The following is a 24,222-nucleotide window of genomic DNA, read 5'->3' as shown; positions in this document are numbered from 1 at the left end:
TGAATACGGTAGAGTGCCTTTATACAAATAAAAAACGAGAGAATAAATAACTCTCGTTTTTTACTTATGTGCCACAAAACGTACGATATGGTTGATTAGTGTGTTCAGGTAATGAAGCGTATTCTTGTTGTTCTTTCGCATGAGCATAAGGCTGAGCTAGGACTTTTAGTAGGTTGTTCATCACACTATAATCGCCTTGTTCTACAGCCGCTTCCAAAGCTTCTTCTACCCTGTGGTTACGCGGAATAACAGCTGGATTATGTTGGCGCATTAATTGTTGTGACATGTCTTTGTTTTGCTGCTGTCTTGCTAATCGAGCTTGCCATTTGTGATACCAGTCCTTAAAAGCTGGTGCGTTAAATAATGGGGAATCCTCCAATTGCTCAAACGATAAGGCGATAAATGTATTCGTATAATCTGCTTGATATTGCTGCATAAGCTGAAGAAGCTCTTCAACAAGCTGGATGTCTTCTTGCTCCTCATTAAAAATGCCTAGCTTTGCACGCATTCCTTTCAACCAATTTTCTACATATAATTTTGGATACTGTTGTAGCGTTTCTTGTGCCAGTTGAATGGCTTTTTCTTGATCATCATCAATTAAAGGTAGTAAGGACTCTGCTAAGCGCGTTAAATTCCAGCCACCGATATTGGGCTGATTTCCATAAGCATAGCGTCCTTGGTGATCAATCGAGCTAAACACAGTCGCAGGATCATAGATGTCCATGAATGCACAAGGACCATAATCAATGGTTTCACCGCTAATGGTCATATTATCGGTGTTCATGACGCCATGGATAAAGCCCACTAACTGCCACTTTGCTATAAGGGAGGCTTGTTTCTTTATGACTTCATTTAACAAATAAAGATAACGATTTTGATTGCCAATATTAGCTGAGTAATGTCGTTCTATTGCATAATCAGCTAAAAGCTGTAGCTCCTCATCTGTCCCCCATTGCGCAGCATATTGAAATGTCCCTACCCGCAAATGACTACTTGCAACTCTTGTGACAATAGCGCCTGGTAGTTCCGTTTCTCGAATAATCATTTCACCTGTAGTGACTACTGCTAGACTACGTGAAGTTGGAATCCCTAGTGCAAACATCGCTTCACTAATAATATACTCCCTTAGCATTGGACCTAATGCGGCTCGCCCATCTCCACCCCGAGAATAAGGTGTTCTACCTGATCCTTTTAGAGCAATATCATACCGTTCCTTTTGGGGTGTGATTTGCTCCCCATATAATAGAGCCCTACCATCACCTAGCATATTAAAATGACCAAATTGATGCCCTGCGTAAGCCTGTGCAATCGGTTCGCCACCTTCTGGGATTGTATTACCAGCTAAAACGGCTAATGCTTCCTCACTCTTTAAAGCCTGAATGTCTAACCCAAGTGAGGCTGCAACTGATTCATTTAATAAGATCAATTTTGGTGAACGAACAGGATTTAACGATATGTCGGAATAAAAAATACTTGGTAGTTGAAGGTAACTATTATCAAAATGCCAGCCAATTGTTTTTTTCATGTTTTCTCCTTTATTGCCTTTACGATTTATTTTTGCTATTTCAGCATGAATCATTCATAGGCAATTTTACCATTATCAGTAGCCCAAATAAAAATCCGCATACTTTACTAGTTATGCGGATTTTCTCTATTATTGTCGATCAAATGTATATGTAGCCATACATTGATTATCATCTGTCATGCAATCAACTTTAAAAGATGTCGCATTGATTTCCACAACAGCAAAGCTTTTCTCTTTACGACCACGTGGTTTTAATAAGCTGCCTGGATTTAAAAATAGGATATCATCCATCATTTCGGCACCAAGAATATGTGAATGACCAAAGCAAACGATCTGTGCACCTACTTCTTTAGCACGATAGGATAATGATAAGATGGAATTTTTCACATTGAATAAATGACCGTGTGTCACAAAAATCTTTACATCATGGACCATGAACATTTCTTCTTCAGGGAAAGCCTTCTCACGATCACAGTTTCCACGTACTTTTTTCAATCCTTCTAATGCCTCATGTGAATAGGGAAGTTCACTATCTCCACAATGAACCACAATATCTATTTCAGGATAAAAACCTTTAACCTTTTCGATGACATGGCTGTCACCATGTGTATCGCTCATAACAAGCATTTTCATGGATATCACCTCTTATTTGATAAGATTCGGTAATTGCTCCTTTAACTTGCGAATTGCATTGCCTCGGTGAGAAATAGAACCCTTTTCCTCTGGTGAAAGCTCAGCCATCATTCGATTTAAGCTTGGCACAAAAAAGATTGGATCATAGCCAAAGCCATTCGTTCCACGCTTTTCATGGGCAATGACGCCTTCACATGTACCAAATACCGTTGTTGTTGCGAAATCAGGTCCTGCAATTGCAATACAGCAGCAAAAACGTGCTGTACGTTTGTCATCTTCGACACCTTGTAAATTTTCTAACAGTTTAATCATGTTTGCTTCATCGTCATGGTCACCAGCATAGCGAGCGGAGTACACACCTGGCTCACCATTTAATGCATCTACTGCTAAACCACTGTCATCTGCAATAACAATGGTATTAAGCTCCTTCGCCAATGCTTCTGCTTTTAAGATGGCATTTTCTTCGAATGTTGTTCCTGTTTCTTCTATTTCCATATCTGGTGCCACTTCAAACATTGTTACGACTTCATAACCAAGTGGTCCAAATAATGCTTCAAAATCTTTTGCTTTTCCTTTATTTTTTGTGGCGATGACTACTTGTTTCATATTATTGATTCCCTCCAACTTTGTGTGCCAGTTCACCAAGCGTTATTTTTTGAAGATCAACTAATTGTTGTATGCCTTTTTCACCTAATGCTAACAATTCATTTAGTTCTTCACGAGAAAAAGTAGCTTCCTCACCAGTACCTTGTAATTCAACAAATCGTCCTGCGCCTGTCATCACAATGTTCATATCAACAGCTGCAGCCACATCTTCTACATAATTTAAATCAAGAATAGCGCCTTGTTCTTCAACGATCCCAACACTTGTAGCTGCTAAAAAGTCTATTACTGGGAATTTTTCAAATGGCTTTTCTTCAGCAAATTTAGCAATGGCCTGTGTCATGGCAACAAATGCTCCCGTAATGGATGCTGTACGAGTACCGCCATCCGCTTGAATGACATCACAGTCAATCCATACAGTACGTTCGCCTAGCGCCTCTAAATCGACTACAGCACGCAATGCACGCCCAATCAAGCGCTGAATCTCCATTGTACGACCATTGACTTTCCCACGAGAGGATTCACGTGGTGTACGTTGAGCGGTTGCACGAGGCAGCATGGAATACTCGGCAGTAATCCACCCTTTCCCTTGCCCACGTAGAAAACCAGGTACCTTGTCTTCAATCGTTGCGGTGCAAATTACTTTTGTATTGCCTACTTGAATTAATACGGAGCCTTCAGGGTGTAATAGATACTCACTATCTATTTTCACAGGTCGTAGCCCATCTGCATTTCTACCATCATATCTTGTCATATATTTCGTTCCTCCTAAAAACTTTCGCGCCCTCATCTTATCATAATTTGTGCCATCAAAAAAGTACTCGGTGGCTTATGTACAATGCTAAAAACGGCAAAAATCAGCCTAGCCTGTTGCTAAGCTGATTTTTTATTTTAATGTGATACGTTTTATGTCGAGAGTACCTTGCTCTAACCAATTCTCAGCAATCGAACGGAAAATTGGGACAGAACCAGTTGCAAAAAATCTATGAGCAGGCACCGCATTTGCATTTGCTAAAGTGCCATTATACGCTAACATTTCCTGTACATCCTTTGCTGTTTCCTCCGCAGAAGATAAAACATTCACATCTTCTCCGACAACAGCTTCAATTTGTTTTTGTAAAATAGGATAATGTGTACACCCTAAAATAACCGTATCAAATTGTCGATTTTTCAACGGCTTTAAGCCTTCTGCTATTAAATTATTTGCAAAGTCACCTTTATATTCGCCACTTTCTACAAGTGGTACGAATGTGGGACAAGCTAGTGGAATAATATGTGTTGACGTATTGAGTGACAATAAGGCTTCTTCATACGCCCCACTTTTAATTGTTCCTTCTGTTGCAAGCACAACGACTTCATGTCGCTTCGTTTTTTTTACAGCTGCACGTGCGCCAGCATTGATAACACCTAGTACTGGAAAAGGCATATTTCTTTGTAAACTTTCGAGTGCTACTGCAGTCGCTGTATTACAAGCTATAACGAGCATCTTAACATTCATTTTTTCGAGTGCTTTTGCCATTTGCCAAGTAAAATTCCGTACTTCCTGACGACTTCTTGGACCATACGGACACCTTGCTGTATCGCCAATATAATAAATCGTTTCGTTTGGCAATCGCTTCATGATTTCTTTTGCTACGGTTAAACCGCCTACTCCTGAGTCAATAACGCCTATCGGGGCATTCATACTTTCCGCCTCAATCCTGTTTCATGTGTACATGTAGTTTTTCTAAATAGCTTGATAATTGCGCGACTTCTTGTTCATTAAAACCAACAAGCATCTCTTGCAAATATTGCTGTCTTTTTTCAATTACTTCTTGAATGATACGTTCGCCCTTTTCGAGAAGATGAACGACAACGACACGGCGATCATTTTCATCACGCACACGCTTGACTAATTCATTTTTCTCCATTCGGTCCACTAAATCTGTTGTCGTGCTAAAAGCTAAATATAAACGGTTTGATAATTCGCCAATTGTAATATCACCAAGCTCTTCTAACCACTGTAATGCAACAAATTGTGGCGGCGTAATCGCATAATCGGAAACAATTTCTCTTCCCTTTTGCTTCACGATGGCCGCTATATAGCGTAATTCCTTTTCAACCGTTGCAACGGTTTCAGGTGAGTGCTTTGTTACTTCATCCGACATATAACTATTTCACTCCTAAAAATACGTTGAATAGTTCTATTTTGTCGTTTTTTTCACGAAATAGCAAGTGTCCATTAGTCTAATTTAAATTCTTCCAAGCGTAACAGCTCAATTAACGCCTGAGATCGATTCGTTACACCTAGCTTTTGAATTGTATTGGAAATGTGATTTCGCACTGTTTTTTCACTAATACCAAGCTGCTCTGCAATATCTCTCGTTGTTTTTTCAGCTAATAAAAGCGCAAATATTTCACGTTCTCGGTTTGTTAAAAGAGAACGATGATGAGAGCCATTCATTCAGTTACACCCTCCTCCCCCGCACGTATTGTAACTTATGTTAAGGGGCAGGAAGCGGTGACGGCTATTTGCATGATTATTCCATGTTTCCTTAAAAATTTCGAAAATTACATTGTTACATTCATAAATTTTACGTAAAAAGCAAAACCTACTATTTCAATAAATTTACATATACTTATATATTGAACTAGTGAGGCAGAATGGCCAACTGAATGAATTTCGTTTTTTCTTCCTCTGAAATCGGCACACTTTTACCTGTACGAGGATCCATTTGTACAATTGTTCCACGACCAGTGAAACAGATTTCGTCCTTTTGATTTTTTGCTAGATAGTGAATGTCCATCGACGAATTCCCAACTTGCGCGATTTTTGTATAGATTCGTAGTACGTCATCAAAGAAAACCTGCTTTACATAATCGCATTGTAAATCGGCTACAATAGGTATAGATTTCACATTCTCTTCTCCAACTGGGGCCATTAAAATTCCTAAATGTCTGAAGTAATCAATTCTTGCTTGCTCAAAATATGTAAAGCTAATCGTATTGTTCATATGACCATACATGTCTGTTTCTGAAAATCGCACTCGTACCTCGCTAAAAAATGAAAAACCCTTTTCCCACTCTTGAAAATTATCGATATAATTTGCCTTCATGATATACCATCCCCTGTCATGTAATTGCCCGTCTTTTATCAATCAACGGCAAACAAAATGAATACATATTCATTATAAAAGAAAATGCTATATTATCATAGAAAAAATGTAAATAAACAACTTGATAAATTTCATTTCTATAACTATAAAAAACTCCCTTACACTTCGTGTAAGGGAGTTCAGCTTGTCCGTATATTAGTCTACGTAGTGGTCAGAACCGAAGAAGTTACGGAACATTTGCACTGTAGTTGCACGGTTTAATGAAGCGATGGATGTTGTTAAAGGAATCCCTTTTGGACATGCAGCAACACAGTTTTGAGAGTTACCACAGTTTGCAAGGCCACCGTCACCCATAATCGCATTTAAACGTTCATCTTTAATCATAGCACCAGTTGGGTGAGTGTTGAAAAGACGTACTTGTGATAATGGAGCTGGTCCGATGAATGAAGCTTTTTCAGACACGTTTGGACATGCTTCCATACATACACCACAAGTCATACATTTAGATAGTTCATAAGCCCATTGACGTTTACCTTCTGGCATACGTGGACCTTCACCTAAATCATACGTACCATCGATTGGTACCCATGCTTTAACTTTTTTAAGCGCGTTGAACATACGTTCACGGTCAACTTGTAGGTCACGAATAACAGGGAATGTTTTCATTGGCTCCAATTTAATCGGCTCTGTCAATTGGTCTACTAGTGTAGAACATGATTGACGTGGACGGCCATTGATCACCATTGAACATGCACCACAAACTTCTTCTAAACAGTTCATATCCCATGATACTGGTGATGTGTTTACACCATCTTCAGTAACAGGATTTTTTTGAATTTCCATTAAAATTGAAATTACGTTCATACCATGACGGTAAGGCACTTGGAATTTTTGCCAGTAGCTATTGCCGCCTTGTGTATCTTGACGTAAGATTTCCACTTTGACCATTCTTCCAGTATTAGCTGCGATTTGCATAACTTTTAGTCTCCTTTCGCAGAGTAGTCGCGTTTACGTGGTGGGATTAATGAAACGTCGACTTCTTGGTACGTGATGATTGGATTACCAGTAGCTGGGTCAAACTTCGCCATTGTTGTTTTTAAGAAGTTCTCATCATCACGGTTAGGGAAATCAGGTTTATAGTGTGCACCACGAGATTCATTACGTAATAGTGCACCTTTTGTCATTACTTTTGCAAGCACTAACATATTTTTAAGCTGACGTGTAAAGTGTGCGCCTTGATTGCTCCATTTTTGCGTATCATTGATGTTGATGTTGTTCCAACGCTCAGTAAGCTCATCAAGTTTTTTCAATGTATCTTCAAGCTGATCATTGTAACGTACTACAGTCATAGTAGCAGTCATCATTTCACCAAGCTCTTTATGCAGTAAGTAAGCGTTTTCTGTGCCTTCCATTTTCATGATAGCATCCCATTTCGCTTGTTCCTCTTTTACACGAGCATCGTAAATCTCTTGTGGAAGATCTTCAGCATGCTTTTTAAGGTGTTTTACATAGTCTACTGCGTTTGGTCCTGCAACCATACCACCGTAGATAGCAGATAATAATGAGTTTGCACCAAGACGGTTTGCACCATGTTGAGAGTAATCACATTCACCTGCTGCAAATAGACCAGGAATTTCAGTCATTTGATTGTAGTCAACCCATAATCCACCCATTGAATAGTGAACTGCTGGGAAAATTTTCATTGGTAATTTACGTGGGTCATCCCCTACGAATTTTTCATAGATTTCGATGATACCACCAAGTTTAACGTCCAATTCATGTGGATCTTTATGTGAAAGATCTAGGTATACCATGTTTTCGCCATTGATACCAAGTTTTTGGTTTACACAAACGTCGAAAATTTCACGTGTTGCAATATCACGTGGTACTAAGTTACCATAAGCTGGGTATTTCTCTTCTAGGAAGTACCAAGGTTTACCGTCTTTATAAGTCCAAATACGACCACCTTCACCACGAGCTGATTCTGACATTAGACGGTTTTTGTCATCTCCAGGAATCGCTGTTGGGTGAATTTGAATGAATTCACCATTCGCATATGAAGCACCTTGTTGATAAACGATAGAAGCAGCAGAACCTGTGTTAATAACAGAGTTTGTTGTTTTACCGAAGATAATACCAGGGCCACCAGTCGCCATAATAACAGCGTCTGCACGGAATGATTTAATTTCTTCTGTACGCATATCTTGCGCTACGATACCACGACAAACGCCGTCTTCATCGATAATAACACCAAGGAATTCCCAGTGTTCATATTTATTTACTAAACCAGCTACTTCATGAGAACGAACTTGCTCATCTAGCGCATATAGTAATTGTTGACCTGTTGTTGCACCAGAGAAAGCTGTACGGTGCATTAAAGTACCACCAAAACGACGGAAATCTAAAAGTCCTTCTGGTGTACGGTTGAACATAACACCCATACGGTCCATTAAGTGGATAATGCCAGGTGCTGCATCACACATACCTTTAACTGGTGGTTGGTTCGCTAGGAAGTCCCCACCATAAACTGTATCATCAAAGTGGATCCATGGAGAATCCCCTTCACCTTTAGTATTTACCGCACCATTAATTCCGCCCTGCGCACAAACAGAGTGTGAGCGTTTTACAGGAACTAATGAGAATAAATCAACTTCAGTACCAACTTCAGCTGCTTTAATCGTTGCCATCAGACCGGCAAGACCACCGCCGACAACAATTATTTTGCTTTTCGCCATGATTATTTCTCACTCCTCTTAAAAAATTGCAATGATTGCATGTGCTCTATCGTAGCTTCTATTGAATTATACGAAAGCTAAAATAGCAGCCACACCAACTACACTTAGAATTACGAAAAGAATGTTTGTTACGTAAGTAGCGATCTTTTGAGACTGAGGAGATTGTGTAATACCCCAGCTTACTAGGAATGCCCATAAACCGTTAGATAAGTGGAAAGTTGCTGATAAAATACCAACAATGTAGAATCCAAGCATGAATGGATTAGCAACAATATTCGCCATCATGTCGTAATCAACGTGTGTGCCAAGTGCTTTTTGAATACGAGTTTGGAAAATATGCCATGCAATAAATATCACTAAGAATACACCAGTAAAACGTTGTAAAGAGAACATCCAGTTACGGTACGTGCTGAAACGTCCTGTGTTTGGTGTAGCAGTGAATGCAATGTAGACACCATAGAATGCGTGGAACATTAATGGAATATAGATGACAATCCATTCAACTAGGATAAGGAATGGAATCTTTTCCATTACTGCGGTAGCATCGTTGTAACTTTCTGCCCCGCCTGTTGCTGTAAAGTTAATGAACAGGTGCATCGTTAAAAACAGACCTACTGGAATGATCCCAAGTAGAGAATGTAAGCGACGCCATAAAAACTCTCGATCTTTCGACAAGACTGTTACCCCCCTTAGTACTTAAAATAGCACAACAAAAGAAGTCATCATTTTGTAAATGATACTTCATTGACTGTGTATTTCATCATGGTACAATATTATGACATGTTTATTGTACTCTCAAGAGCTACGAGCGTCAAGGCAACTCGGAGTTTTTCATAGAGCTTATTAAAGAACTAATCTAGTACATGATGCGTCGTTTTTTCTCGAAAAATCTATCATTACTTTATTACCGTTAAATTTTAAGAAAATTCTAAGAAAGAAGGATAACAATGTTAAACACTCCATCTCCTACAATCTCATCATTTGGCTATGAGATCATTCGTGATCATATTCTATCTTCTATACTTGGTAAACATGAAGATGACGTCCTTTATTGGGCAGGTAAAGAGCTTGCTCGCAAGTTCCCATGTAAAAGTCAAGATGAACTTATCGCATTTTTCGCAGATGCCTGCTGGGGTACATTAGAACTCATAAAGGAATCAAAAGATGGACGTATTTTCCAGTTGACAAATGACCCTGAAATTCTTCAAATAAAGCAGCGTAGCTTTAAACTTGAAGCAGGATTTATAGCAGAGCAAATTCAACTAGCTAAAGGCTACCTGACAGAATGCTATAATGAAAAACGGGAAAAGCAACAATACGTCATGTTTACAGTCAAATGGGACGTTAAAGAACGTATTATGAATACCATTCCCTCAGAATAATTAAAAAGGATTGTTTCCCATTAAAGAATGGGATGACAATCCTTCTTTTTTCTTCCTTTTATTTCGGTCAATTACATAAAATGCTGTTTCTTCTATTATTATATGTAAAGTGCTTGCTCTAAATTAAACTCATCATGGAGAGCATTAGCTGCTTGGATCATATCATCCTGTGGTACAACAACGGACACTTTTATTTCAGAAGTACTAACCATTTTTACAGGGATATTTTCACGACGTAACCGATCAAACATACGAGCAGCAACGCCTGGATTGGAAGCCATGCCTGAACCAATAATAGAAACTTTTGCTAGTCCAATTTCGAAGTCAGCAAAACTAAATCCCAGTGATAATTTACTATCCTCTAAAACACGTAATGCTTCCGCAAATTCCTCTTTTAAAATGGAAAACGATACAGTTGGCTTCAACCCATCAATAATGGCTTGGACAATAATATCTACATTAATACGGTTCTCTGCAAGAACCGTAAATATATCTGCTAATGAAGCATTGGAAAAAGCATCATACCCTACTGTTAAACGAATAATATCTGATTCAAATGCAACACCACGAACGACTAAATTTTTTTCCATTTCCACTTCCTCCTTCAATAAAGTGCCTACTGATTCTATTAAACTTGAACGTATAATAACAGGCATTTGAAATTTCTTCGCTAACTCCACCGCACGAGGATGTATGATATGAGACCCTAAATTCGATAATTCCAACATTTCATCATATGAAATTTCTTGAAGCTTTTGGGCATTGGGAACATATCGTGGATCTGCTGTATAAACACCATCCACATTTGTATACATATCTACTCTCTCCGCTTCCAACGCTATGGCAAGTGCAACAGCAGCTGTTTCAGCTCCACCTTTTCCAAGCGTGGTGATATTGTGCACTTCGTCAATCCCTTGTTCTCCAGCAATAACCACAATTTGTCCCTGTGCAAAATGTTCTTCCATACGACTAATATCTATATAGTCGATACGAGCATGTCGATACATACCATCCGTATGTATACCAGCTTGCCATCCAGTTAGAGATACAGCCTCATAGCCTGCTTCCTGCAAAGCGATGGTAAATAAAGCACTAGATAATTGAGATCCAGTTGACAAAACTGCATCTAATTCTCTTTTCGACACATCGTCAGTTAGTTGGTGTACCATCATTTTCATCTCTTTCGCAGTGTGTCCCATTGCTGCAACGACCACTACTACATCCAATCCTTTGTCCTTTTCAGCAATCGCTTTCCTAGCAGCCTCTTGGATTTGTTCAGAAGAAGCTAATGCAGCTCCTCCAAACTTCATCACGATTTTAGCCATTTCTTTCGTTCTCCCTTCCAGTTCATGTATTTCACCAAATTATGGGGGGTAAAACCGTTTCTAGAAAACTAAAAGGCAGCCTCCACATAACGTGAAAGCTGCCTATAACATGTACAATAATCGTAACTTGCGCATGTGTGATAGCTCTCCGAAACGTTTAGAATCGACAGTCTTACATTTCTTAAATGCAAAACCAGTACAGCAATGGAACAACAATACTGTACTTCGGCAAGCTCCCCTTTCACACAATATCTCTGGACTTGTCCATCCTCCATCGTGTTACTCTTGAATCTTGCACCTCTATCATCACTTTAAAGTGAATGTATTCAATTCATTAAGCCTTAGCGTAAACAAACTAGTCACGCAGTTGGCTCTCCATAACATTGAAAACAATGTTATTTATAACCATAGCACATGCCTATTCCTTTGACAATGATTGTTGCTGAAAATAGCTAAAAATTTGGCTTGCTAAATTAGCGGGCATCCCAGCCTCCTGTAATGCTAGCTCGCTCGCCTCTCGAATTTTTTTGACTGAACCGAAATGTTTAAGCAGCTGTTGCTTTCGTTTTGGTCCTACCCCTTCAATATGATCTAATACAGATTGAATGGCATGCTTCTCATGCTGTTGACGCAAGAAGGTAATAGCAAAGCGATGGACTTCGTCTTGAATTCGTTGTAATAAATAAAAGCCATCACTTGTACGTTTTAAGCTAATCACTTCTGGTGGATCACCAAACAAGAGCTGAGATGTATTATGCTTATCATCCTTGGCTAAACCAGCAATCGGTATAACAAGACCAAGCTCATCTTCTAGTACTTCACGGGCTACTTCCATTTGTCCCTTACCACCATCAATTAAGACTAAATCTGGTAATGGTAGTCCTTCCTTTAAAACACGTATATAGCGACGACGTATAACCTCCTGCATTGCACCGTAATCATCATGCTTGGCTGCTGTACGCGTTTTATATTTTCGGTACTCCTTTTTCGCAGGCTTCCCATCAATGAAAACAACCATAGCAGACACTGCATCCGTTCCATGCATATGACTATTATCAAAAGCTTCAATTCGTAAAGGTGTACTAATACCCATTGCTTCACCAAGTGCCTCACAAGCACCAATCGTACGTTCTTCCTGACGCTCTATTAGCTGGAATTTAGCTGCCACAGCAATTTCAGCATTTTTGGTAGCTAATTCAACCAATTCCTTCTTTTGACCTCTTTTCGGTGTGAGCACTTTAATTTCTAATAATTCTGTTAAGATAGCTGCATCAATGGCTTGTGGAATAAAAATTTCTTTTGGCTTAATATGCTCTGGCTTTTCATAAAAGCGCCCAACAAATGTTAAAAATTCTTCCTCTGCATCTTGATAGATGGGGAAAATTGAGACATCGCGCTCAATCAGCTTTCCTTGGCGCACAAAGAAAACCTGAACACACATCCATCCTTTTTCAACAGCATAGCCAAATACATCTCGATTTGTTGTATCACTTGAAACTATTTTTTGTTTCTGCATAACCGTATCAATATGGGCAATTTGGTCTCGGAATTCCTTCGCTCGCTCAAATTCCAGGTTTTCTGCAGCTGCTAGCATTTTAACTTCAAGCTCTTTTTTGACTGCCTCCACACCACCATTTAGAAACTTCGTCATATCCTCAATCATTTCTTGATAAACCTGACCTTCAATTTCCTTCACACAAGGTGCTAAGCATTGACCCATGTGATAGTACAAGCAAACCTTGGAAGGTAATTGTACACATTTGCGCAGCGGATACAATCGATCCAATAGCTTTTTCGTTTCACTTGCTGCATAGGCATTCGGATAAGGACCAAAATATTTCGCCTTATCCTTTTTTACCTTCCGTGTCGTAATCAGACGAGGATGTTTTTCATTCGTAATTTTTAAATATGGATAGGTCTTATCATCCGTTAACATGACATTATATTTTGGATCATGTAATTTGATGAGATTCAGCTCTAAAATAAGTGCTTCAATATTTGATGACGTTACAATATATTCAAAATCTTCTATTTCACCTACAAGCCTTTGCGTTTTCCCTTCATGTGTTCCAGTAAAATAAGAACGTACACGGTTTTTTAGAACTTTTGCTTTACCGACATAAATGATAGTCCCTTGTCGATCCTTCATCAAATAGCAGCCAGGTTGATCTGGTAAAATATCCAGTTTTCGCTTTATTAAATCGTTCATTACCTACCTGCCCCCCTAAGTAAAAATTCCCCTCATTAGAATAATGTTAGTTATTTTCTTTATTATATAACGAAAAAAAGCCGAACACATCAATTGATGGCTCGGCTTTGTGAACTTCATTCATTACGCATGTTTTGCGATAAATGCTTCTAAAGCTTCTTTTGGTTGGAAGCCTACTGTTTTGTCAACTAATTCTCCATCTTTAAATAATAGTAAAGATGGGATTGACATAATTTGATACTGAGCTGCAGTACCTTGGTTATTGTCAACGTCAACTTTTACAATTTTAGCCGCACTACCTGCTGCGTCCATTTCTTCAAGAACTGGCCCAATCATTTTACATGGTCCGCACCAAGCAGCCCAAAAGTCTACTAGTACTAACCCTTCTTTAATATCGTCCTGGAACGTAGCATCTGTTGCATGTACAATTGCCATTTGAAATCCTCCTTAAACTTACTATGCTTGTAGTATAGCATGGATAAATTCACTTGAGCGAACAATCTGCCTACAATGTATTTTTTATGCAAATCTGTGTCGAAAAATCAATACACAGTCATTAATTGACTTGATAACGACCCTTCAATACATAGGTTAACGTAATAAAAAGGTAAATAGCTAACGTAATGCCTGTCACAATAATAGATGTGGTGAAAATAATTCCGATGAGAATCGCACTTAACGCCAATATAGCTATCCAAGTCGTATAAGGGAACCATTTTACTTCATAGGCACTTGTGTGTTCTGCTTGTTTTTTACGTGATTTTAAATGTGCAATCGCAATAATTAACCAAATAAATAACACAGTATAACCAAGTGATCCCATTAGAAAATCAAATGTTTTGCTTCCCGCATATAAAGATAAAATGACCCCTAAATACATCGCTAAAGTACACATTAAAATAGCATATACTGGTACTTTTCGTTTCGATAAATAAGCAAAGATTTTAGGCACACGTCCATCTACAGCCTGTGTATATAGTACGCGTGATGAACCATACAGTCCTGAATTCATTGATGAAATAATGGCAAGTAAAACAACAGCGTTCATAATATGGTCTGCCCCTGGAATACCAACCATTTTAAAAACCATGACAAAGGGGCTTTCAGGAACCCCATTTACTTCATTCCAAGGAATCAAGCTTACGATAATAAAGAATGGCAGTAAATAAAAAGTAACAATACGTACTAATGTACTGCGAACAGCTTTTGGCACTACTTTTTCCGGATTTTTCGTTTCAGCTAATGTAATCCCAATGATTTCTGTCCCACCATAGGAGTAGATAACTACAAGCATTGCAGCAATTAATCCCGTCGAGCCATTAGGGAAAAACCCACCATGCTCCGTTAAGTTAGCAAAACCAACAGCACTATGATTTCCAAACGTCACAAGCAATAAAATAAGTCCTGCAATGATAAAGACAATAATAACAGTAATTTTGATTAATGCTAGCCAATATTCTGTTTCTGCAAAGATTTTTACGGATAATAAATTAATCGCTGTTACTAACACAGAAACAGATAGTGCCAGTATCCAAATTGGATATTCTGGTAACCAATATTGAATAAAGATAGCAGCCACGACAGACTCTGCTGCAATATTTAAAACCCACATTTTCCAGTAGATCCAATCTAGGAAATACGCAGGGTATTTACCTAACACGGATTGCACTAAATCTCTAAAGGTTCTTGCTTCTTTATTACGCACGGCCATTTCTGCTAAGCCTTGCATAACAAATAATAAAATAATGCCGCCGATTAAATACGCAATCAGCACAGATGGTCCTGCCATATCAATGGCTGCACTACTTCCTTTAAATAATCCCGCGCCAATGGCACCACCTAACGCCATCATCGTGATATGACGCGAGGTCATTGTTCTTGTTAATTGTTGCTTGTTTTTTTCCACTTTCTTACCTCCTAAATATCAAAAAAGCATACCATCTATTCCTTCATCATCAAATGAAAGAAGAGACGATATGCTATCAGCAAACCGCGGTACCACTCTAATTGGCTCTTGAGAACCCAGCTTAAAAAACCTTGTAACGAAGGTTAACCGTCAAACAAATAGAATAATCTGATAATTCTATTTGTGTTACCACTCCTAGGCAAGTTCAAAGTCTTATTGGTCTGCGTTGCACCAACCCGCAGCTCTCTTCACCGAATAACGAGCTTTTACTACTCCTAATCTTTGCGTTTCAAATCATTAATGTATCCATCACTATAATGTCTATCGTTAATTATGTCAATATTTTATTTTGCAATAATTTTCAAATAGTACTTTTTAAAATGGAAAGCAATATAAAAAAGCAGGAAGGGTTATCCCTTCCTGCATCTGTATTATGCGTTCACTTTTAATGCTTTAAATTCTTCAATTAGAAGCGGAATAACTTCAAATAAATCTCCTACGATACCATAATCCGCTACTTTGAAAATATTTGCTTCAGGATCTTTATTGATAGCAACAATGACTTTTGAATTGGACATTCCAGCTAAATGCTGAATTGCGCCCGAAATACCTGCTGCAATATAAAGATCTGGTGTTACAACCTTACCTGTTTGTCCGATTTGAAGCGAGTAATCACAGTATTCAGCGTCACATGCACCACGTGATGCACCTACTGCACCGCCTAGTAAATCAGCTAGCTCTTTTAATGGCTCGAAGCCTTCTTCTGACTTCACGCCACGACCACCTGCAACAACTACTTTCGCTTCTGAAAGATCTACACCTTCTGAAGATTTACGAACAACTTCTTTAATAATTGTGCGCAGATTTGTAATCTCTACAGAGATGGCAGACACATCACCTGTTTTACCTTCTGCTTTTTCTAAAGGTGTAATGTTATTAGGACGAATAGAAGCTAAGACAACGCCTTCTTTAACTTTTACTTTTTCAAAGGCTTTACCAGAGTAAATTGGTCGGATGAATACCACATCATCGCCTGCACCTTCAATAGCAGTGACATCAGATACTAGACCTGCTTGCAATTTGCTTGCAATTTTTGGCGATAAATCTTTCCCATTTGCTGTATGACCAAAGACAATACCTGCTGGTTGTTCTTGCTCGATAATAGCTAATAGTGCTTGACTATAGCCATCAGATGTATATTGTTTTAAATGCGGGTGTTCCACTGTTACTACTCGATCAGCACCATATTCAAATAATGGACCTGTTAAACCTGCTACAGCATCCCCTAAAAGTACCCCAACAACTTCGCCACCATCAGCGATTTGTTTTGCAGCTGCAATTGCTTCGAAAGAAACATTACGTAAGCTTCCTTCACGAACTTCACTTAATACTAATACTTTTTTTGACATAGCATATTCCCTCCGTTACCCTTTAAGATTCGATTGACATCAAGTAATTAAACAACTTTTGCTTCCGTGTGAAGTAGATTTACCAGTTCTTTTGCTTGTGCAGAAAGGTCGCCTTCTAAAATACGGCCTGCTGCTTTTTGAGCTGGTAAGAAGATGTCTACTGTTTCAATCTTCACTTCTACATCATCTTCATCGATATCTAAATCATCTAACTCAAGCTCTGCAAGCGGTTTCTTTTTCGCTTTCATAATACCTGGTAGAGATGGGTAACGAGGCTCATTTAAACCTTGCTGAGCAGTTACTAATAACGGTAAAGAAGTTTCAATTACCTCTGAATCCCCTTCGATATCGCGAACAATTTTCGCAGATGTTCCGTCAATTTCAAGTTTTGTAATCGTAGTTACATAATTCATATCCAATAAATCAGCAACACGTGGACCAACTTGCCCTGAACCACCATCAATCGCAACATTTCCTGTTAAAATTAAATCTGCATCTTTATCTTTTAAGTATTCTGCTAGTAGATAAGCTGCTGCATGTTGGTCCAGCTCATCTAAATCATCTTCTGTATTAATAAGCACTGCTTCGTCTGCTCCCATAGCAAGTGCTGTACGTAATTGCTTCTCTGCATCCTCGCCACCAATTGTCACCACTGTTACCTTACCACCAGCAGCATCGCGAACTTGGATTGCCTCTTCAATGGCATATTCATCATAAGGGTTGATAATGAATTCTGCGCCGTCCTCTTGGATTTTACCACCCGACACAACGATTTTTTCTTCTGTATCAAATGTACGTTTAATTAATGCAAAAATGTTCATATATCCATACCTCCTGGAACGTTTTATAATTCTAAGTAAACTTATAAATATTATATATTTTCAGTTTCGATAACGCCGATAACATACTGAACGTTGCTATCGACATTTGGAAAATTATTTGCCAGTAAACACAGGCTCACGCTTTTCAATGAATGCTTGAATTCCTTCTTTGGCATCTTCTGTGACAAATACTGTCCCAAAGGATTTAGCCTCTGCTTCAATGCCTTCATAGAATGATGCATGCTTTGCATATTGCAATGTTTGAATAGCTGCTTTTAAAGCAATTGGGCTTTTCTTAGCAATGCTCTTAGCAATCTTTAACGTTTCTTCTAGCAATGCTTCGTCTGAGAATGAACGGTTTGCTAAGCCCCACTGAACAGCTTCATTACCAGAGATTGGTTCACTTGTAAACATCATTTCAGCAGCCTTTGCTACTCCAACATAGCGTGGTAAGCGCTGTGTACCACCAAAACCAGGAATAAGCCCTAATTGTAATTCAGGTAAACCTAATTTTGCTGATTCAGTGACAAATCGCATATGACAGCTCATTGCTAACTCAAGCCCTCCGCCTAATGCCGCACCATGGATGGCTGCAATTACAGGCTTAGAAAACGATTCAACACGCTCAAAAACCTGCTGCCCGTTGCTAGCTAGCTTTGTAAATTCCTCACCAGATTCTACCCCAATAAATTCTTTAATATCTGCCCCTGCAGAGAAGAAACGGCCTTCACCATGAAGTACAAGGACTCTTACAGCATCATCGTGTTCTACAGCATCAAGCACAGCGTTAACTTCTGCAATAATACCGCGAGATAATGCATTTGCTGGTGGACGTGCAATTGTAATAATCGCTACTCCATCTTCTACTTTCCAACTTAGAAATTCCATTTCTCCACATCCTTTTAAGCTTTAATGCCGTTCAGGATTAATGCCTGAACCTTTGGAACCTGTTCCATCAAATCATATCGATAGTCATTCATAACCCACGACGTAATAGTTTCATCAATTGTTCCAAAAACCATTTGTCGAGCCAAGCGTACATCCATCGTCTGATTGAACTCACCTGTAAGCATACCCTCGATTAAAATTTGATCAAGTAGCTGTAAATACTCGCGCAATACGGAATTAATTTTTAATCGTAAGTCTTTGTTTGACTGGCGAAGCTCTAATTGTGTGACAGTTGCTAGGTATCGATCTGTCGCTAGAACATTAAAATGATTTTCAATCATTCGTGAAAGTTTGTCTTTAGACGTACTCCCCTTTTCTATTATATCTTGTAATGCCTCTACAAAAACAGCCATTTTTTCATTAAAGACAGAAATTAATATATCTTCTTTATTTTTAAAATATAAATAGATTGTTCCATCGGCCACCCCTGCCTGTTTGGCGATTTTCGATACTTGCGCTTGGTGATACCCATTTTCCGCAATAACGATGACAGCTGCATCAATAATTTGTTTATATTTTGGCTTATCTCGTTTCACTTTTATATCACCACCTAAAAAACATGCGCACGTCATATGACGTGTAAACCTAAAAAAATATGAAAATATGAATGGTCATTCATTCATATTTTCATATTATATTTTACAGCATTGCTTGTCAATACTTTCACACGTATTTATTTCGCTTCTTTATTCGCTAATTTTGTTTTTTCTTCTTCAACTAACGTACGACGCAAAATTTTTCCTACAGCTGTTTTTGGCAGCTCTTCTCTAAATTCATAATAACGCGGAACTTTAAAAGCTGCTAGATGCTGACGGCAATATTTATTTAATTCGTCCTCAGTAATCGAATATCCTTCTTTTAATACAATATAAGCTTTAACTGTTTCACCACGATACGGATCAGGTATGCCTGCTACTACGCACTCTTGGATCTCTTCACGTTCATATAACACTTCTTCTACTTCACGTGGATAAATATTAAAGCCGCCTGCTATTATTAAATCTTTTTTACGATCTACTACATAGAAGAAGCCTTGCTCATCCATATAACCAAGATCACCTGTTAAAAACCAACCATCAGCAAATGTCGCAGCTGTATCCTCTGGACGGTTCCAGTAGCCCTTCATTACTTGTGGTCCTTTAACAGCAATTTCACCAACTTCACCAATAGGTAGCTCTTCTGTATCACCTGTACGTAAAATAACCGCTTCTGTATTTGGCCAAGGTAAACCAATCGAGCCAATCACCCGCTTCCCCCAAATTGGCGTAGCATGTGTTACAGGTGAGGTTTCTGTTAACCCATATCCTTCTACTAGCTTTCCACCAGTCACTGCCTCAAACTTCTCTTGCACTTCAATCGGCAATGAAGCAGAGCCACTTAGGCATGCCTTAATGGATGATAAATCATAATTCGCAATGTCTGGGTGATTTAAAAGGCCGATGTATAAGGTTGGTGCGCCGGGGAACAGTGTTGGTTTTTGTTTATCAATCGTCTTTAATGCCGTTTCAGCATCAAACTTCGGTAAAAGCACCATTCTATTTTGAGTAAATACAGATAAAAGCATAACAGTTGTCATGCCATAGACGTGGAAGAATGGTAGAATGCCCATAATGGTTTCTTCACCATGAACACATTTATACATCCAAGCATCACACATTGTCGTATTGGCAATTAAATTTTTATGGGTCAGCATAACGCCTTTTGGGAAACCTGTTGTCCCACCCGTATATTGAAGGAGTGCTAGGTCTTCTTCAAAATCAAATGGCATATTGTCAATTATCTTAATTGGTGCTGAACGCATTATTTCTGAAAACAGATGATTTTGGCCGCTATGTTCAACCTTGACACTAAAGCCATACTGCTTTTTTTGAATAAATGGATAGACTAAATTTTTTGGGAATGGTAAATAATCTTTAATAGCTGTCACAATGACATTTTCAAGAGCTGTCTCTTTCATAATTTTCATGACTCTCGGATATAAAATATCCATTACGAGAATAACCTTTGCTCCTGAATCAGCCATTTGATATTGAAGCTCACGTTCAGTATAAAGTGGATTTGTTTGTACTACAACAGCACCTGCATACATGGCACCATAGTAAGCGATTACACTTTGTGGCGTGTTAGGCAGCATAATTGCTACTCGATCTCCCTTTTCCACACCTAGTGCTTGTAAATAGTTTGCGAACCTTAAAGCTGACTCATATAGCTCGGTGTACGTCAAATCCTTTCCCATAAAATGAATCGCTACTTTGGATGGATTCTTTTTATAGGCACGTGTCAAAAACTCTTGCACTGGAATTTCCTCAAACGTTAAAGACGATGGTACTTCTTCAGGATAATTTGCTAGCCATGGTTTTGCTGTCATACGTCCTCTCCCCTTTGTCCCAAACTTTGTCAATTCTTATATTTATTATAATGAAAAAGAAATACAGTTTCAAACAGAAAATAGAAAATAAATGCATTTTCGATTAATTATTATGCAATTAACAACATTAATATGATTGGTATTTATCGGGATTTATTTGAATACACCTTATGAATGCTCGTTCATTCTTGAGTCACTCCATAAAAAAATAATGAGCATATTCCTATATTATAAAAATAATTTTTCTACCCTTTAATAGAGTTATATGAAAGAAAGTTAATAGGTTGTAGTAGAAATTTATGCTATGTACAATTAACAAAAAACGCATCCTCATAAAGAGAATGCGTTTTTTATTTAAATCGTTAACATATAGTAGACACCTACTGCCAAAAATGCAATACAGACAACGATTAGTACTTTTGCTAATTTTTCCATGTCATGACACTCCTATGCAATACTTGCCCCAATTACAAACGAAAGACCGACTGAAATGGTAAAGGAAATGAAACCAACTGAGCGATTATCATTGGCAATCTCTTGATCAACGTTAAAACGAGGTGTCATAAATTCAAATAAGAAATACGCTACAATCAATAATGTAAAGCCAAAAAGGCCCCAACCGATCATTTCACTTAATGTACTATGACGTGCAATGGAAAAGCGGAAGATATTACAAATCCCTAGTATTTTTCCACCTGTTGCAAGAGCCACAGCGACATTACCTTTTTTAATTTCTTCCCAATTTTTATATTTCGTAACGACTTCGAACAATGCCATCGAGACGACTAAACATAATACTACAACACTAAAATATCCTGCCGTTTCGATAATTGGATATCGCCAAAAGCCAGAATTCAGCATTTTTCTCCGTCCCCTTTATAGCTTATTTCAATTCAACAACTGTGACGCCTAAGCCCCCTTCACCGGCTTCACCAAAACGGAAGGATTTTACGCGCTTATGCTTTTTCAAATAGCTTTGAATACCTTGACGTAAAGCCCCTGTACCAACTCCATGAATAATGGACACACGACCATAATTAGAGAGTAATGCATCATCAATATATTTCTCTGTTCTTACGATTGCATCCTCATAGCGTTCACCACGTAAATCTAATTCTAGTTTCACATGACTATTTCGATTTTTCACACCAGCTGTTCGTAATACAGGCTCTTTTTCAGGTTTAATATATTCCAAATCACTATCTGAGATTTTCATTTTTAAAATCCCCATTTGGACAACCCATTCGGTATTCGACACCTTTTCTAACAAAGTACCTCGTTGACCATAGCTTAACACCTTTACCTCGTCTCCGACAACTAAGTTTTGTGCACGAGCTTTGACTTGTGCCGCCTTTTTTAGCACTTTATTGTCTTCAAGTGGTGTTGCTTCTTCCAAGCGTTTACGTGCTTCAATCAATTCATGCTCCTTGACAACTTGATCAGCATTTTTACGCATTTCTCGAAGCTCTGCAATAATCGCTTCTGCTTCACGTTTTGCTTCATCAACAATTTTACGCGCCTTTTCCTTCGCCTTCTTATCAAGCGCCTCTTTACGCTCCTCATAGGCTTGCAATTTATCTTGAAGCTCTTTACGTAATGTTTCTGATTCTAATAGCAATGCATGCGAACGCTCTGCATCATCTTCAGATTGGCGACGTGTTTCTTCCAATGAAGCAATCATCGATTCAACCTCATGTCGATCGGTTCCAGTAAAGCCTTTAGCACGATCAATAATGGATTCAGGTAAACCAAGACGACTGGAAATTTCAAATGCATTTGAGCGCCCAGGTACACCGATAAGTAGACGGTAGGTCGGGCTCAAAGTTTCAATATCAAATTCTACACTGGCATTGGCTACACCTGGTCGATTATAGCCATAAGCTTTTAGCTCAGGATAGTGAGTTGTAGCCATTACACGAGCACCGCGCCCATGTACTTCGTCTAAGATTGAGATGGCTAAGGCTGCCCCTTCCTGTGGGTCAGTACCTGCCCCTAACTCATCAAAAAGAACAAGTGATTCGTGATCAAATTTTTGTAGGATGTCAACAATATTAACCATATGGGACGAGAACGTAGAAAGTGACTGCTCAATTGATTGCTCATCACCAATATCGGCAAATAATTGCTCAAATACAGCAAGTTCTGAGCCATCTAATGCTGGCACTGGTAATCCAGCTTGTGCCATTAATGTACACAGACCAACCGTTTTTAATGTCACCGTTTTACCACCTGTATTAGGACCTGTAATGACAATAGCTGTAATGTCTTTACCAAATTCAATATCATTTGGAATAGCTGATTCTATTGGTAGTAGTGGATGACGTGCACGTATTAGTCGGATATAGCCATCCTGATTCATTTTAGGCATTGTACATTTATTGGCTTGGCCATATTTGCCCTTTGCTAAAATGACATCGATATCGCCTAATACCTTCACTAAGTTAAATAAATCTGATGCTACTTCTTGCACCATTGCACTTAATGCTAGTAAAATACGTTCAATTTCTGCCTGCTCTTTCATTTTCAAGCGATGAATTTCATTGTTTGCTTGGACAACAGAATCTGGCTCAATAAATAAGGTTTGACCAGAAGAAGATTGGTCATGGACAATCCCACCATAGTGGTGACGATATTCCTGCTTTACGGGAATAACAAAGCGATCATTACGAATTGTCACAAGTGTATCAGAAAGCATTTTCGCTGCATTACTTCCCCGAATTAAACTTTCCAGCTTAGAGCGGACTTTCCCTTCTTCAGCACGCAAAGATTGGCGAATAGAGCGCAATGTTTGACTAGCAGAATCTAAGACAGCTCCATTGTCGTCAATACAGTTATTAATTTCATGTTGCAATCCTGTTAGGACAGGCATTGCTTCCTTTTTGGAGATGAAATGGGGAATATCAATCACTTCATCGGCTTCTAAATCTTCAATAAAATTACGTAGAATTCGGCTTGCTCGAATCGTGCTTGAAATTTCCATTAGTTCTACTGCTGCTAACATGCCTCCTATTTGAGCACGTCTGGCAGAGGGACGGACATCAAAAATTCCGCCCATTGGTACATTGCCCTTCACACGCAAAATGGAAAGTCCCTCATCCATTTCCTCTAATAATTGTACTACTTTATCAAAATCTGTTTGTGGCACAAGCTCCTCAATGGCAGATTTACCAATGGAGGAAGTACAATAGGAAGCCACTTGTTGCCTAACTTTATCGTATTCTAGTGTTTTCAATGCGCGTTCAGCAATCACTGAGAACACCTCC

The 24,222-nt window shown here is 38.7% G+C and carries 23 protein-coding genes, 1 riboswitch and 1 other annotated feature; of the genes, 1 reads left to right on the top strand and 22 read right to left on the bottom strand.

What is annotated here, in order from left to right; genetic code table 11:
* Positions 1–64 precede the first annotated feature (64 nt).
* The 11 genes from VK91_RS14210 to VK91_RS14160 all read right to left on the bottom strand — a co-directional run bounded on the left by VK91_RS14210 (position 65) and on the right by VK91_RS14160 (position 9,266).
* Positions 65–1,525 carry a YdiU family protein gene (locus VK91_RS14210; RefSeq protein ID WP_048393685.1) on the bottom strand — a complete coding sequence of 487 codons (1,461 nt, stop codon included), beginning with the start codon at positions 1,523–1,525 and terminating at the stop codon, positions 65–67.
* 129 nt (positions 1,526–1,654) lie between these two features.
* On the bottom strand, positions 1,655–2,158 hold the full coding sequence (locus VK91_RS14205) for a metallophosphoesterase (protein WP_009373890.1): 504 nt from the start codon (positions 2,156–2,158) through the stop codon (positions 1,655–1,657).
* Between the two features lie 12 nt (positions 2,159–2,170).
* A complete protein-coding gene (locus VK91_RS14200; RefSeq protein ID WP_004226443.1) occupies positions 2,171–2,764 on the bottom strand; it encodes an XTP/dITP diphosphatase in 594 nt (197 codons plus the stop codon).
* Position 2,765: 1 nt separating this feature from the next.
* Entirely contained in the window at positions 2,766–3,515 is a 750-nt protein-coding gene (gene rph, locus VK91_RS14195) for a ribonuclease PH (protein WP_048393682.1), read from the bottom strand.
* A 132-nt stretch (positions 3,516–3,647) separates the two neighbouring features.
* The gene (gene racE, locus VK91_RS14190; protein ID WP_004226440.1) at positions 3,648–4,445 is read right to left on the bottom strand and encodes a glutamate racemase; all 798 of its coding nucleotides are present in this window, start codon (positions 4,443–4,445) and stop codon (positions 3,648–3,650) included.
* A gap of 10 nt (positions 4,446–4,455) precedes the next feature.
* Positions 4,456–4,908: a MarR family winged helix-turn-helix transcriptional regulator gene (locus VK91_RS14185; protein WP_016991542.1), complete on the bottom strand. Its 453-nt coding sequence runs from the start codon at positions 4,906–4,908 to the stop codon at positions 4,456–4,458.
* 74 nt (positions 4,909–4,982) lie between these two features.
* Positions 4,983–5,204, bottom strand: coding sequence for a LuxR C-terminal-related transcriptional regulator (locus VK91_RS14180; protein WP_004226437.1), 222 nt, complete (start codon positions 5,202–5,204; stop codon positions 4,983–4,985).
* A 187-nt stretch (positions 5,205–5,391) separates the two neighbouring features.
* Positions 5,392–5,856: a thioesterase family protein gene (locus VK91_RS14175; RefSeq protein ID WP_048393680.1), complete on the bottom strand. Its 465-nt coding sequence runs from the start codon at positions 5,854–5,856 to the stop codon at positions 5,392–5,394.
* A 195-nt stretch (positions 5,857–6,051) separates the two neighbouring features.
* On the bottom strand, positions 6,052–6,831 hold the full coding sequence (gene sdhB / locus VK91_RS14170; protein WP_004226431.1) for a succinate dehydrogenase iron-sulfur subunit: 780 nt from the start codon (positions 6,829–6,831) through the stop codon (positions 6,052–6,054).
* 5 nt (positions 6,832–6,836) lie between these two features.
* On the bottom strand, positions 6,837–8,591 hold the full coding sequence (sdhA, locus tag VK91_RS14165) for a succinate dehydrogenase flavoprotein subunit (RefSeq protein WP_004226429.1): 1,755 nt from the start codon (positions 8,589–8,591) through the stop codon (positions 6,837–6,839).
* 66 nt (positions 8,592–8,657) lie between these two features.
* Positions 8,658–9,266 (bottom strand): succinate dehydrogenase cytochrome b558 subunit, encoded by a 609-nt coding sequence (locus VK91_RS14160; RefSeq protein ID WP_004226428.1) that lies wholly within the window; start codon positions 9,264–9,266, stop codon positions 8,658–8,660.
* 272 nt (positions 9,267–9,538) lie between these two features.
* Between VK91_RS14160 and VK91_RS14155 the strand changes: the two genes are divergently transcribed.
* Positions 9,539–9,973, top strand: coding sequence for a YslB family protein (locus tag VK91_RS14155; protein WP_048393678.1), 435 nt, complete (start codon positions 9,539–9,541; stop codon positions 9,971–9,973).
* 98 nt (positions 9,974–10,071) lie between these two features.
* On the opposite strand, the gene VK91_RS14150 is transcribed toward VK91_RS14155, so the two are convergent.
* From VK91_RS14150 to VK91_RS14100, 11 genes are all read right to left on the bottom strand, one after another.
* On the bottom strand, positions 10,072–11,298 hold the full coding sequence (locus VK91_RS14150) for an aspartate kinase (RefSeq protein ID WP_048393676.1): 1,227 nt from the start codon (positions 11,296–11,298) through the stop codon (positions 10,072–10,074).
* A gap of 133 nt (positions 11,299–11,431) precedes the next feature.
* Positions 11,432–11,609: riboswitch (Lysine riboswitch) on the bottom strand.
* Positions 11,610–11,716: 107 nt separating this feature from the next.
* Entirely contained in the window at positions 11,717–13,507 is a 1,791-nt protein-coding gene (uvrC, locus tag VK91_RS14145; RefSeq protein ID WP_048393674.1) for an excinuclease ABC subunit UvrC, read from the bottom strand.
* A 123-nt stretch (positions 13,508–13,630) separates the two neighbouring features.
* Positions 13,631–13,942: a thioredoxin gene (trxA, locus tag VK91_RS14140; protein WP_004226420.1), complete on the bottom strand. Its 312-nt coding sequence runs from the start codon at positions 13,940–13,942 to the stop codon at positions 13,631–13,633.
* Positions 13,943–14,063: 121 nt separating this feature from the next.
* On the bottom strand, positions 14,064–15,380 hold the full coding sequence (locus VK91_RS14135) for an amino acid permease (protein WP_284705897.1): 1,317 nt from the start codon (positions 15,378–15,380) through the stop codon (positions 14,064–14,066).
* A 91-nt stretch (positions 15,381–15,471) separates the two neighbouring features.
* Positions 15,472–15,705, bottom strand: a binding site (T-box leader).
* A 139-nt stretch (positions 15,706–15,844) separates the two neighbouring features.
* Positions 15,845–16,822: an electron transfer flavoprotein subunit alpha/FixB family protein gene (locus tag VK91_RS14130; protein WP_048393670.1), complete on the bottom strand. Its 978-nt coding sequence runs from the start codon at positions 16,820–16,822 to the stop codon at positions 15,845–15,847.
* Between the two features lie 47 nt (positions 16,823–16,869).
* Positions 16,870–17,643 (bottom strand): electron transfer flavoprotein subunit beta/FixA family protein, encoded by a 774-nt coding sequence (locus tag VK91_RS14125; RefSeq protein ID WP_004226415.1) that lies wholly within the window; start codon positions 17,641–17,643, stop codon positions 16,870–16,872.
* A gap of 114 nt (positions 17,644–17,757) precedes the next feature.
* On the bottom strand, positions 17,758–18,531 hold the full coding sequence (locus tag VK91_RS14120) for an enoyl-CoA hydratase (RefSeq protein WP_004226413.1): 774 nt from the start codon (positions 18,529–18,531) through the stop codon (positions 17,758–17,760).
* Between the two features lie 14 nt (positions 18,532–18,545).
* Positions 18,546–19,127, bottom strand: a complete 582-nt coding sequence (locus tag VK91_RS14115; protein WP_048393668.1) for a TetR/AcrR family transcriptional regulator — start codon at positions 19,125–19,127, stop codon at positions 18,546–18,548.
* 137 nt (positions 19,128–19,264) lie between these two features.
* On the bottom strand, positions 19,265–20,959 hold the full coding sequence (locus tag VK91_RS14110) for an AMP-binding protein (RefSeq protein WP_048393666.1): 1,695 nt from the start codon (positions 20,957–20,959) through the stop codon (positions 19,265–19,267).
* Between the two features lie 447 nt (positions 20,960–21,406).
* Complete coding sequence (locus tag VK91_RS14105) at positions 21,407–21,820, bottom strand: DUF350 domain-containing protein (protein WP_008179180.1); 414 nt, start codon at positions 21,818–21,820, stop codon at positions 21,407–21,409.
* 22 nt (positions 21,821–21,842) lie between these two features.
* Positions 21,843–24,209, bottom strand: a complete 2,367-nt coding sequence (locus tag VK91_RS14100) for an endonuclease MutS2 (RefSeq protein ID WP_048393664.1) — start codon at positions 24,207–24,209, stop codon at positions 21,843–21,845.
* Between the last annotated feature and the right edge of the window lie 13 nt (positions 24,210–24,222).

It is taken from the genome of Lysinibacillus sp. LK3 (assembly GCF_001043675.1).
Classification (GTDB): domain Bacteria; phylum Bacillota; class Bacilli; order Bacillales_A; family Planococcaceae; genus Lysinibacillus; species Lysinibacillus capsici.
This window is presented reverse-complemented; position numbering and strand designations above follow the sequence as displayed.